10 protein-coding genes are annotated in these 12,561 nt (G+C 66.3%); 4 read left to right on the top strand and 6 right to left on the bottom strand.

Annotated elements, in window-relative coordinates; genetic code table 11:
• Nucleotides 1-16: 16 nt before the first annotated feature.
• The 3 genes from MF609_RS07655 to MF609_RS07645 are packed head-to-tail and all read left to right on the top strand — an operon-like array spanning nucleotide 17 to nucleotide 3,618.
• Nucleotides 17-574 carry a nucleotide exchange factor GrpE gene (locus MF609_RS07655; RefSeq protein ID WP_242415725.1) on the top strand — a complete coding sequence of 186 codons (558 nt, stop codon included), beginning with the start codon at nucleotides 17-19 and terminating at the stop codon, nucleotides 572-574.
• A 47-nt stretch (nucleotides 575-621) separates the two neighbouring features.
• Nucleotides 622-3,354 (top strand): [protein-PII] uridylyltransferase, encoded by a 2,733-nt coding sequence (locus MF609_RS07650; protein ID WP_242416001.1) that lies wholly within the window; start codon nucleotides 622-624, stop codon nucleotides 3,352-3,354.
• 39 nt (nucleotides 3,355-3,393) lie between these two features.
• Nucleotides 3,394-3,618, top strand: coding sequence for a hypothetical protein (locus MF609_RS07645; protein WP_242415724.1), 225 nt, complete (start codon nucleotides 3,394-3,396; stop codon nucleotides 3,616-3,618).
• A 17-nt stretch (nucleotides 3,619-3,635) separates the two neighbouring features.
• Here MF609_RS07645 and MF609_RS07640 read toward each other — a convergent pair whose 3' ends face one another.
• The 4 genes from MF609_RS07640 to MF609_RS07625 form a co-directional block, all read right to left on the bottom strand.
• A complete protein-coding gene (locus MF609_RS07640) occupies nucleotides 3,636-4,082 on the bottom strand; it encodes a DUF1003 domain-containing protein (protein ID WP_242415723.1) in 447 nt (148 codons plus the stop codon).
• A gap of 410 nt (nucleotides 4,083-4,492) precedes the next feature.
• Complete coding sequence (infC, locus tag MF609_RS07635) at nucleotides 4,493-5,026, bottom strand: translation initiation factor IF-3 (RefSeq protein ID WP_242415722.1); 534 nt, start codon at nucleotides 5,024-5,026, stop codon at nucleotides 4,493-4,495.
• Between the two features lie 63 nt (nucleotides 5,027-5,089).
• Complete coding sequence (gene thrS, locus MF609_RS07630; RefSeq protein WP_242415721.1) at nucleotides 5,090-7,102, bottom strand: threonine--tRNA ligase; 2,013 nt, start codon at nucleotides 7,100-7,102, stop codon at nucleotides 5,090-5,092.
• Nucleotides 7,103-7,189: 87 nt separating this feature from the next.
• Complete coding sequence (locus tag MF609_RS07625) at nucleotides 7,190-7,990, bottom strand: hypothetical protein (protein WP_242415720.1); 801 nt, start codon at nucleotides 7,988-7,990, stop codon at nucleotides 7,190-7,192.
• A gap of 482 nt (nucleotides 7,991-8,472) precedes the next feature.
• Here MF609_RS07625 and MF609_RS07620 point away from each other — a divergent pair, with 482 nt between their 5' ends.
• Nucleotides 8,473-10,470, top strand: a complete 1,998-nt coding sequence (locus MF609_RS07620) for a glycoside hydrolase family 3 protein (protein ID WP_242415719.1) — start codon at nucleotides 8,473-8,475, stop codon at nucleotides 10,468-10,470.
• A 351-nt stretch (nucleotides 10,471-10,821) separates the two neighbouring features.
• Here MF609_RS07620 and uxuA read toward each other — a convergent pair whose 3' ends face one another.
• A complete protein-coding gene (uxuA, locus tag MF609_RS07615; RefSeq protein WP_242415718.1) occupies nucleotides 10,822-12,000 on the bottom strand; it encodes a mannonate dehydratase in 1,179 nt (392 codons plus the stop codon).
• 45 nt (nucleotides 12,001-12,045) lie between these two features.
• The gene (locus MF609_RS07610) at nucleotides 12,046-12,306 is read right to left on the bottom strand and encodes a hypothetical protein (RefSeq protein ID WP_242415717.1); all 261 of its coding nucleotides are present in this window, start codon (nucleotides 12,304-12,306) and stop codon (nucleotides 12,046-12,048) included.
• Nucleotides 12,307-12,561: the final 255 nt, after the last annotated feature.

Below are 12,561 nucleotides of genomic sequence, written 5' to 3'. Positions count from 1 at the left end.
CAAAGAAGAGACTGGAATGAACGACATCCCCGCCAACGACGATACGAACGACCTGCGCGAAGCCACCGCAGAGGCCGCCCCCGAAGTCGCCGAAGCGGATCGCAGCGCCGAACTGGAAGCGAAGCTGGCCGATGCGCAGGCCGAAGTGCTGTACGCCCGTGCCGATCTGCAGAATGTCCGCCGCCGCGCGGAAAAGGAAGTGGCCGACGCCCGCGCCTATGCCGCGACGGCATTCTCGCGCGACATCCTGTCGGTCGCCGACAATCTGTCGCGCGCGCTGTCGGCGATCCCCGACGAGCTGCGCGGCGACGAGCGGATGAAGGGGCTGGTCACCGGCCTGGAAGCGACCGGTCGCGAGCTGGAAAGCGTGTTCGGCCGCCACGGCATCACCAAGCTCGTCTCGGTCGGTGAACCGCTCGACCCCAACAAGCATCAGGCGATGTTCGAAGTCCCGTCGAGCGATGCGAAGCCCGGCACCGTCGTGCAGGAAATCCAGACCGGCTACATGATCCGCGACCGGCTGCTGCGCCCGGCGCTGGTCGGCGTGGCCAAGGCACCGGAGGGCGGCGCCTGAACGACCCTGCCCGGCCCGACCTCGCCACCCCGCCGCGGTTCGAGCGGATCGTCCACCCGGAGGCGATCGTCGATCCCGCGGCGCTGGCGCAGGCGCTTGCCCTCCTTCCCGTCGAAGCCAGCGACGGCGTGGCGCTGCGCCGCGCCGCGACCGCCGTTTTGCGCGACGCGATGGCACGCGGGCGCAGCGAGATCGAGCGACGGCTGCGCGCCAATCCCAGCCACGGGCTGGAGACGGCGGCGGCCTATGCCTATCTGACCGATGCGATCCTCGTCGCGCTGGCCGGCTTCATCGTCGAGCGCGTCCACCCGAACCACAACCCGACCGCTGCCGAGCGGATGACGCTGATCGCGGTCGGCGGTTATGGCCGGGGGGAGATGGCGCCGCATTCGGACGTCGATATCGGCGTGCTGACCCCGTGGAAGCAGACGCCATGGTCGGAACAGGTCATCGAATCCACCCTCTATGCACTGTGGGACCTGGGGCTGAAGGTCGGCCATTCGTCGCGTTCGCTCGACGAGATGGTGCGACAGGCCAAGGCCGACGTGACGGTGCGCACCGCGCTGGTCGAGGGGCGCTATGTCTGGGGCGATACCGCGCTCTATGCCGAGGCGGCGCAACGGTTCCGGAACGAGGTGCAGGAGGGGACAGCGCGGACCTTCATCGCCGAAAAGCTGGCCGAGCGCGACGCGCGGCACAAGCGGCTGGGTGACACGCGCTATGTCGTCGAACCCAATGTGAAGGAGGGGAAGGGCGGCTTGCGCGATCTGCACGCCCTCTTCTGGATCGGCAAATATGCCTATAATGTCCGCCGCGCCGCCGATCTGGTGCCCGCCGGACTGCTGAGCGCGCCGGAACTGCGCAAGTTCAACCGGGCCGAGGATTTCCTGTGGGCGGTGCGCTGCCACCTCCACCTCATCACCGGTCGCGCCGAGGAGCGGCTGACCTTCGACGTGCAGACCGAGATCGCGACGCGGATGCGCTACAGCGACCGGGTCGGCAAATCGCGCGTCGAACGCTTCATGCAATATTATTTCCTGCAGGCGAAGCGGGTCGGCGACCTGACCGGCATGTTCCTCAGCCATCTGGACGAAACCTATGCCGCGCGGGGCAGCCGGTTCGGCTTTCCCCGGCTGCGCCGTCGTCCGCGCCGGTTGCATGGCTTCGTGCTGGACCGGGGGCGCCTCGCGCTGCCCAAGGATAATTTCTTTGCCGAGGATCCGGTCCGGCTGATCGAGATGTTCGCGCTGGCCGATCTCCATGGGCTGGAGATTCATCCGCTGGCGATGCGCGCGGCGTCGCGCGATGCGCGGCTGGCGGCACAGGTCCGCTCGCACCCGCGCGCGAACCAGCTGTTCCTCGACGTGCTGACGTCGCCGCGCGATCCCGAACTGGTGCTGCGCTGGATGAACGAATGCGGCGTGTTCGGCCGCTTCATTCCCGATTTCGGCCGCATCGTCGCACAGATGCAGTTCGACATGTACCATCATTATACGGTGGACGAGCATACGATCCGCATGATCGGCCTGTTGTCGCAGGTCGAACGCGGCATCTGTCGCGAGGAGCATCCGCTCGCAACCGCGCTCTTCGGCGGCATCGTACAGCGGCGCGCGCTGTTCGTCGCCGTGCTGTGCCACGACATTGCCAAGGGGCGCGGTGGCGACCATTCGATCCTGGGCGCGGAGGTTGCCGAGCGGCTGTGCCCGCGGCTCGGCCTGACCCCGGCGGAGACCGAGACAGTCGCCTGGCTGGTCCGCTATCACCTGTTGATGTCGGCGACCGCATTCAAGCGCGACCTGTCGGATTTCAAGACGATCCTCGACTTCACCGGCATTGTCCAGTCGCCGCAGCGGCTGCGGATGCTGCTGGTGCTGACCGTCGTCGATATTCGTGCGGTCGGGCCGGGGACGTGGAACGGGTGGAAGCGGCAGCTGCTGACCACCTTGTTCGAAACCGCCGAAGAGGTGCTCCGCCTCGGCCACAAGCAGCGCGGGCGCGACGAGCGCATTGCTGAGAAGCAGGAAACGCTGCGCGCGGCGCTGGGCTGGGACAAGGAGACGCTGGCCGCCTATGTCCGCCACCTGCCGCCGGCTTATTGGATCGCCGAGCCGGACGATGTGATCGCCGCCAATGCGCGGATGGTCGACCAGTCGGGCGACACGCGCCTGACGATCGATACCAGCGTGGACGAGGATCGCGGCGCGACGCTGGTTACGGTCCATGCCGCCGACCATCCGGGGCTGTTCTATCGCATCGCCGGTGCGATCCACGCGGCGGGCGGCAACATCATCGACGCACGCATTCACACCACGCGCACCGGCATGGCGCTCGACAATTTCCTCGTTCAGCATCCGTTGGGCGGGCCGTTCGACGAGGAAGCGCAGTTGCAGCGGTTGAAGACCGCAATCGCCGATGCGCTGGCCAACCGGATGAAACTCAACGACCGGCTGGCCGCCAAGCCGCTGTCGCGGCCCCGCGCCGACGCCTTTCCGATCGAGCCGAACGTGCTGATCGACAATGCCGCGTCGAACCGCTTCACCGTGATCGAGGTCAATGCCCGCGATCGCCCGGCGCTGCTCCATCATCTGGCGCAGGCGCTGTTCCAGTCGAAGGTGACGCTGCATTCGGCGCATGTCGCGACCTATGGCGAGCGTGCGGTCGATACCTTCTATGTCACCGACCTGACCGGCGACCGGATCACCGGGCAGCTGCGGCTGAAATCGCTGGAACGGCGGATGCTGGATGCGGCGGCGGGCAAGGAGTTTGCCGGCTTCGTTTAATTCCTTGCGATCAGGTGGGGATTGAAATAGATTCCGGCCATGGGTCTGCTGATCTTGCTGCCTTGTGTAGCCTTCATCGTGGTGGCGGTCGCCGCCATCATCGCCTTCGCCAACAGCCGGCATCGCCGGCGCGCCGGGGAAAGCGGCGGCGGGTATATCGGCGATGGGGGAGGGTGGTTCGACTTCTCCTCCACCGACGGATCATCGGATTGCGGCGGCAGCGACGGCGGTGGTTGTGATGGTGGGGGCGGCGGCGGCGATTAATCGCCCACCGCCACCGGTCAGGCGACCTGCCGCACCCGACCTTCGCAGGACAGTTCGGCGCGGATCGCCGCTACCTCCTCGAGCAACCGGTTGATCTGTGCCTCGGCACGCAGGTTGGTTTCATAATCCATCCGCGCCTCCAGCCGGTCCTTCGCCGCCTGCCGGTTCTGGCTCATCATGATGATCGGTGCCTGCAACGCCGCCAGCATCGACAGCATCAGGTTGAGGAAGATGAAGGGGAAGGGGTCGAACGCCCGCGTGCCCAGCACGAGGGTGTTGAGGACCGACCAGCCGACCAGGAACAGGCAGAAGGCGGTGATGAAGCCCCATGAGCCACCGATCGCGGCGACGCGGTCGGCCAGGCGTTCGCCGAGCGACATCGTGTCGTCGAACGCGGCATTGGGGTCGCGCACCGATGCGGTGCGACGGAAGGGATCGGTCAGAAACCGGATGGTGGTGTTCATGCTATGCACCTCGCGCGATGCGACCGGCCGCGCCGGCCGATCCCCCGCGAAGTGCCCGAACGATCAGGCGATACGCGGTGACGGCCGGTGCGGCACGGTCGATCGACTGGAATCGTTATCGGACATGGACCCTGTCTCGGGACGTTGGCGGAAATGGGCGGTCGGAACCGTCCGACGGCGCGGATGCGCCCGCCGGGCGAGTCGGTCAAGACGGAGAAACATGAAAAAGCCGTCATGTTCGTATGCGAACATGACGGCTTTCTGTGTCGGCAAACTTGCCCTGTTCGTCACTCCCGCGAAGGCGGGAGTCCATAAGCACTGCCGTCGCAATTCCTGCCGAACCGCTGGCGTGTATGGATTCCCGCCTTCGCGGGAATGACGAACGGAGGTCCGCTAGGCGACGCCCACCGTTACTTCGGCGAAAGCACCATCAGCATCTGACGGCCTTCCATGCGCGGATAGGCTTCGACCTTGGCGATTTCCTGCGTCGCTTCGGCGACACGCTGCAACACCGCCATGCCGAGCTGGCCGTGGCTCAGCTCACGACCGCGGAAGCGCATCGTGACCTTTACCTTGTCGCCTTCGGTGATGAACTGCTCGACCTTCTTCATCTTCGTATCATAGTCATGATCGTCGATGTTCGGACGCATCTTGATCTCCTTGATCTCCTGCGTCTTCTGGGTCTTGCGGGCGAGGTTCGCCTTCTTCTGTGCCTCGTACTTGAACTTGCCGACGTCGAGGAACTTCGCGACCGGCGGGTCGGCGTTCGGCGACACCTCGACCAGATCGAGTCCGACCTCGGCCGCCTGCGCCATCGCTTCGCGCGTGAACATCACACCCAGATTCTCGCCCTCATGGTCGATCACACGGACCTTGGGGCTCTGGATGAACTCATTGAATCGGGGGCCGTTCATCGGCGGCGGCGCATTGGGGCGACGCATCATGGGCGGACGGATAGGTGCTGCTCCTGTAGTTATCGAAAGTCCTATATAGTCAATCTTGTGCGATTACGAAAGGTTCCGCGCAAGATCGGGGGCGAGTGCCTCGGCCTTCAACATCGCGACCAGTTCGTCGAGGGCGATGACCTGCTGCCCCTGGCTGCCCAGACGGCGCAGCGCGACGGTGCGCTCCTCCGCCTCGCGCTTGCCGACCACGACCAGTGCCGGGACCTTCGCCAGCGAATGTTCCCGCACCTTATAGTTGATCTTTTCGTTGCGCAGGTCGGTTTCGACGCGGATTCCCGCCGATTTCAGCGCGGCCATGACCTCGGTCGCATAGTCGTCGGCATCGGACACGATCGTCGCGACCACCGCCTGCACCGGCGACAGCCACATCGGCATCCGCCCGGCGTGATGCTCGATCAGGATGCCGAGGAAGCGTTCGAACGTACCGAGGATCGCGCGGTGGAGCATGACCGGGCGGTGGCGATTGCCGTCCTCCCCGACATAGGTCGCGTCGAGTCGCTCGGGCAACACGCGGTCCGACTGGATCGTGCCGACCTGCCACGTCCGCCCGATCGCATCGGTCAGGTGGAATTCGAGCTTGGGGGCGTAGAAGGCACCTTCGCCCGGCAGTTCCTCGAACTTGTCCTTGATGTCCTGCGACAGGTTCGACGACAGCACCGCCTCGCGCAGTTCCGCCTCGGCCTTGTCCCACATCTCGTCGCTGCCGAAGCGCTTGTCGGGGCGCAGCGCCAGCTTCACGGCATAGTCGGTGAATCCGAGATCCTGATAGACCGAGTCGAGCAGTTCGCAGAAGTCACGGACCTCCTCGATCAGCTGGTCCTCGCGGCAGAAGATATGCGCGTCGTCCTGCGTGAACTGGCGGACGCGCATGATGCCGTGCAGCGCGCCATGCGGTTCGTTGCGGTGGCAGCAGCCGAATTCGGCCATGCGGATCGGCAGGTCGCGATAGGACTTGATCCCCTGACGGAAGATCAGGACGTGCGCCGGGCAGTTCATCGGCTTCAATGCCATCATGTCGGCATCGGCGCTGACGATCGCGCCCTCATCCTCGGTGTTCGGGATTTCGTCGGGCACCACGAACATGTTCTCGCGATACTTGCCCCAATGGCCCGACTGTTCCCACTGCCGCGCGTCCATCAGCTGCGGCGTCTTCACTTCCTGATAGTCGTGCGCGTCGAGCCGGCGGCGCATATACGCCTCCAGCTGGCGCCACATCATATAGCCCTTGGGATGCCAGAAGACCGACCCCTGCGCTTCGGACTGGAGGTGGAACAGGTCCATCTCCGCGCCCAGCTTGCGATGGTCGCGCTTGGCGGCCTCCTCCAGCCGGGTGAGATGCGCGTCGAGCTGCTTCTTCGACAGCCAGCCGGTGCCGTAGATGCGGCTGAGCATCGCGTTCTTCTGGTCACCGCGCCAATAGGCGCCCGACACGCGGGTCAGCTTGAACGCCTGTGGGTCGAGCTTCGCCGTCGATTCGAGGTGCGGCCCGCGGCACATGTCGAGCCACTGGCCCTGACGATAGATGGTCAGTTCCTCGCCCTCGGGCAGTTCGGCGGCCCATTCGGCCTTGAACGTCTCGCCCTGCTGCGTCCAGCGATCGATCAGCTGCTGGCGCGTGACGACCTCGCGCTCGAACTTCTCGCCCTTGGCGATGATCTTGCGCATTTCGGTTTCGATCAGCGGCAGGTCTTCATCGGTGAACATGCCGCGACCCGGCGCGGGCGCGAAATCGTAATAGAAGCCGTCATCGGTCGCCGGACCGAAGGTGATCTGCGTGCCGGGATAGAGCGTCTGCACCGCTTCGGCGAGGACGTGGGCGAAGTCGTGGCGATGGAGTTCCAGCGCGTCGGCCTCGTCCTTCGCCGTTACCAGCGCCAGCGACGAATCGCCCTCGAACGGCCGGTTCAGGTCGCGCACCTGCCCGTCGACCCGCGCGGCGATCGCCGCCTTGCGCAATCCCGGCGAGATCGCGGCGGCGATGTCGGCGGGAGTAGTGCCCGGCATCACCTCACGGACGGCACCGTCGGGAAGGGTGATGCGGAACATTGCGGACATGAAGGAACACCTGGAATGTCGGAGGATAAACGCCCGTCGGTTAGCGGGTGGGCGGGGCGAGGGCAAGGATATGCCGTATCCGGCCGCTCACTCCACCGCCGCGCCGGCATCGGTATAGGTGATGCGGATACGGACCCAGCTGCCGATCAGCGGCTTGCCGCCGACGCGCGGAGGCACGATGCGGAATTGCCATGCCGCCTGGCGCACCGCGCCGGCCAGCCCCGATCCGCGTGCCGACTGGCCGATCTCGCGGCAATCGGTCACCTGGTTGTTCGGGATCGTGCGGCATGCGACCTCGCCCCAGCCGGGCCGGGCATTGCGAGGGAGGTAGGTCGACAGCTCGGCATGGGTCGGGCGGCGATACCAGTCGGCGGCGTAGAGCCGTTCCCCGCCACCGCTGCCGCCACCGGCGTCGCTGTCGGCATCGCCGTCGCCGCTGTCGCCCGCCGCGCTGCCACTGCCGACGCCCTCGACGCTGCGCGTGCCCGGCGTGATCGCGGCGCGCGCAAAGTCGCGGCCGGTCATCGGAATGACCTTGGACCACGCATCGTTCGACGGCGTGACCGGCACCGGCGGCGGGGGCGGCACATCGGGCGGCGGCGCGACGGTCGCTACCGGTTCGGCCGTGCTGGCGCTGCCGGCGGCCGCCTTGCGCTGGACCTGTTTCGCGGGCGCGGCGGCGGGGGCGACCCGATCGGCGGGCAGCATGTCGACGACCAGCGGCGATTTCTCCCCCGGCGGCGGGGACATGATCGTCGGTGCGATGCGCAGCAACAGCCACAGGATCGCGACATGGATCGCAACCACCACCGCCAGCGTCGCGATACGACGCGGCAAGGGCACCGGGCGACGCGCGGAGAATCGTTCCTGATACACTACCGACGCCACGCCCGGCCTCTAGCGCAGCCAAGAGGCGAGCGCGATGGGAAACACGCTGCCCCGCGCCATCGATCAGGGTTTCGCTGTTCATGCCGGCCGGTCGCCCCACGAGCCGAAGCGACGGTTGCGCGCCGCGCCACAGGCGCTTGGCTGGACCGCGGCCGCGGTCGTACTTTTACCTCGTCCAGCCAGGACGCCCGAAGTTCCGGCATCGCTTCACATGATCGGCGATCGCGACCAACGCGTCGTGATGCGTCATCGGTTTGGAATGCAAATGATAGCAGTATTATATTGTCAGAAGGTGCCTATCTTTCGTGGCCCAAAGAAATCGATGTCGCCAACCAAGGTATCGGCGTTGCTGATGCGCAGTCATCAGCAATAACGATTTCTGTCATTCCCCCCGATTTGACATAGCACGGCGACAGCACCCGGATCACGGGTCAGGCGTGGGAGGGGATGGGAACATGCGCGTATGTGAGCGACTGGCAGCGATGCGACGCAGTCACCCCGGCGGACATGGGGGTCGATTGGCGCTGGCCGCGTCGCTCGCCCTTTTCGGCATGGCCCCGGCGGCAATTGCGCAATCCGGTCAGCCGGCCATCACCAGTCGCGCTGTCCCGGTCATCACGGTCGAAGGGCGGCGCTTTCGCGATCTCAATCGTAACGGCACCCTCGACCGGTACGAGGACTGGCGGCTGACACCGGCGGAGCGGGCGGCCGACCTGGTCGCGCGCATGACATTGGATGAAAAGGCGGGCCAGATGGTTGTCGCCGAAGCCCCTAACAATGCGCCCTTCGGTCAGCCGGCCACGGGGTATGCAATGGACGTGGTAACCGGTCTGGTGAAGGGCGGTCACGTCACCAGCTTCAATTCGCGGCTGGTGCTGGACGCCGGCGCGCTCGCGAAGGTTCACAACGACCTGCAGGCGGCGATGGAGCAGGGGCGTCTGGGCATCCCTGCCGTGATGACGACCGATCCGCGGCATCATTTCCAGACGACGGCGGGCGCAAGCGTAGCGGCGGGATCGTTCAGCCAATGGCCGGAGTCGCTCGGGCTCGCAGCGATCGGGGATCCGGCGCTCGTCAAACGGTTCGGCGACACGGTGCGTCGCGAATTTCGCGCGACCGGCTTCGTGCAACTGCTCGGGCCGCAGATCGACCTGGCGACCGAACCGCGATGGGCGCGTATCAACGGCACGTTCGGCGAGGATGCGGCGCTTTCGGGCCGGCTGGCGGCCGCCTATGTGGTCGGGCTTCAGGGCGGGGCCGACGGCATCGGCGGCGATGGTGTCGCAGCCGTCGTCAAGCATTTTGCCGGCTATGGCGCAGCGAAGGATGGGTGGGACGCGCATAATCGCTACGGCCGGATGGGCGATTTGGGCAACGATCGCCTGGGCCTGCACCTTCGCCCGTTCGCGGACGCGTTCAAGGTACGGCCGGCCGGCGTCATGCCCGCCTATACGATGCAGCGCGGCCTGATCGTCGACGGCAAGCCGGTGGAGGAGGTGGGCGCGGCGTACAGCAGGGTGCTGATGTCCGACCTGCTGCGCGGCAAAATGCGGTTCGACGGCGTCGTCCTGTCCGATTGGGCGATCACCGAGGATTGCGGCACGATCTGCATGAACGGCTTTCCGGCCGGTCAGCGTCCGACGTTCGACGGCATCTCGACCGCCTGGGGCGTCGAGCGCCTGACCAAGCCGCAACGCTTCGCGCTGGCAATCGGCAATGGCGTCGACCAGTTCGGCGGGGTGATGGATCCGTCGCCGATCGTAACGGCGGTGAAGTCGGGCCTGCTGGGCGAAGCGGCGATAGATCGCGCCGTCACGCGCATCCTGGCGCAAAGCTTCGCGCTCGGCATCTTCGAGCATCCCTTCGTCGATGCCGATGCCGCCGTGCGCAACGTCGGCACCGCCGCCGATCGCGCGGCGGCGCGCGATGCACAGGCGCGGGCGATGGTGGTGCTGGAGGCGCGACGCCCGCTCGCGCTGCCCGCCGGTACGCGGGTCTTCCTGCGCAATGTCGATGCCGCGGCGGCCCGGGCGGCCGGGTTCACCGTCGTCGATCGGGCGCAGGACGCCGATGTCGCGATCGTTCGCACCGCTGCGCCGTTCGAGACGCTGCACCCCAATTATACCTTCGGCTCGATGCAGCATGAGGGCAGTTTGGCCTATCCCGACAATCACCCGGACGTGGCCGCGGTGCGGGCGCTGCCGGCGAAGCTTCCGGTCGTCGTCGACGTCTATCTCGACCGACCGGCGATCCTGACCCCGTTCAAGGACCGGGCGACGGTCCTGCTTGGCAATTTCGGCGCGACCGACGCCGCGCTGTTCGACGTGCTGTCGGGCAAGGTGACGCCGGTCGGGCGGCTGCCGTTCGAACTGCCGTCGTCGATGGCGGCGGTCGTGGCGCAGCGGTCCGACACCCCCGCCGACAGTGCCGCGCCCCTCTATCCGCTGCACTATCGCGCGCCGATACCGACGCAGAAATGATCGTGACCCGCGCGAACCGGCATGAGACCCACGACCAGACCGCCGTTCCTTCGTCGCCGCCGGGGCCGTGTTGGGAGTGCAGACCGCCGATGGTCCGGCGCGCGCGGGCTGGTTTGAGACCTGCTGCTGCGGACCGACTGTCCGTTCTCGGGGCTATATAGTCACGCGCGGCGCGACATCGATTTGGGAGCGCTGGAACGGCGATGTCGCGATGAACTCCTTCATCACTATGCGCTGGGGACAGTGTGCGGCTTCCTGTACCGCAGTGTCGCCGGCATCGCTTCCGCCGTGCGCCCCGCTCCGAACCGAAAGCACCTTCGTGACGGCAATCCAGTCGGGCCGGAAACCGCGCTAGCCGTGGACTACTGTTGCGCCGGCAACTGAGATCCCGCGTTCGAGGCCGCGCAGTTCAGCCAGACCGCGCATCCGGCCGATCAGCGAATAGCCCGGATTGCATTGGCGCTGCAGGTCGTCGAGCATTTCGTGTCCGTGGTCGGGACGCATCGGGATGGAACGACCTGTGTGCTGCTGGAGCGCATGGACCGCCGCCACGATCGCGGGCATCGCCGCGTCGCCTTCGAGATGGGCGGCTTCATGGAAGGCCCCGTTGGGTTCGCGCTGGACGGAACGGAGGTGGAGGAAGCCGATGCGGTCGCCCAGCCGGCGGACGATGCCCGGCAGATCGTTGTCCGCCCGGGCGCCGAGCGACCCGGCACAGAAACACAAACCGTTGGAAGCCGCCGGTTCCGCCTCGAACAACGCGGCGATGTCGGCTTCCGTGCTGACTGCGCGCGGCAGGCCGAAGATGGGAAAGGGCGGGTCGTCGGGGTGGACGACCAGCTGGACGCCTAAGGCATCGGCCACGGGACAGACGGCTTTCAGGAAGGCGATGTGGTTCGCCCGCAATGTCGTGACATCGACGTCGCGGTACAGCGCGATCGCCGCAAGGAATTGCGCGACGCTGAAATGTTCTTCGCTGCCGGGCAGGCCGGCGACGATCGTGCGTTCGAGGCGGTGGCGCTCCGTCTCCGACATGGCTGCAAAGCGTGCGTCGGCAGCGACGATCGTCTCTGGGGTATAGTCCTGTTCCGCGCCCGTCCGGCGCAGGATATGCAGATCGAACGCCGCGACCGCTTCCATCTCGAAGCGCAAGGCGCGGGCACCGTCGGGCAGCTCCCAGGCGAGGTCGGTACGCGTCCAGTCGAGCAACGGCATGAAATTATAGGTGACGGTCCGGATGCCGCACGCCGCCAGATTGCGGAGACTTTCGATATAGGTCTCGATCCATTGTGCCGAGGTCGGCGCGCCCCGCTTGATATCGTCGTGGACCGGGAGGCTCTCGACTACTTCCCAGGTCAGCCCGGCCTTTTCGATCATCGCCTTGCGTGCCGCGATCGCCGCCTGCGGCCAGACCGCGCCGTTCGGCAGTTCGTGCAGCGCCGTGACGATGCCGGTCGCGCCGCACTGGCGAATGGCTGCCAACGACACCGGATCGGCAGGGCCGAACCACCGCATCGTCTGGGTCATCATTATAGGGGCCATGAGAGTCCTGGATAATAGAAGGGGAAGCGGGGGTCAGCGCATGATCTCGATCACCGGAACGATTGCCTTGCCGTTCCGGGGCACGAACTGAAGGTCGAGCAAGTTGCCGCTGACATCAACGGGCAATTGCCGCGTGAGGGCGAAGAGCGGCTTTCCGCCGGCTGCGGCGACGTCGATCGCGGTGATCGCGTTCTGGCCGTTCGCGACCACGTCGAAGCGGCGTGCGACGGGTGCTGCTGCGGGGTCCGCGAACGTCGCGGTGACCGTGTCGAGACCGTTCGAAAGAGGCTGCAATATCCGAAGGCCTCTTTGCGATAGGTCTGGACAACGGCCTGGTCCGACGTGCCGGCGATGACTTTCGGCGCGCGGCGGGGGCCTTGGGCGGGCACTTCGTTCAGGTTCGCGCCGCGCTTATGATACCACGCTTATTGTTCGCCAGAGTGCCGATGATGAGCGAGAGGCTGAGCCCGCCTGCCCAGTCTGTCGATCCCGCCATGCCGGTTGCGGTCGCTTCCCCGGCACGGAAACGATCCGATCCAGTCGGTAACC

This window comes from Sphingomonas panni (assembly GCF_022664435.1).
GTDB classification, from domain to species: domain Bacteria; phylum Pseudomonadota; class Alphaproteobacteria; order Sphingomonadales; family Sphingomonadaceae; genus Sphingomonas; species Sphingomonas panni.
Note: the sequence above shows the minus strand (reverse complement) of the source record. Positions and strands in the feature narration are given on the sequence as shown.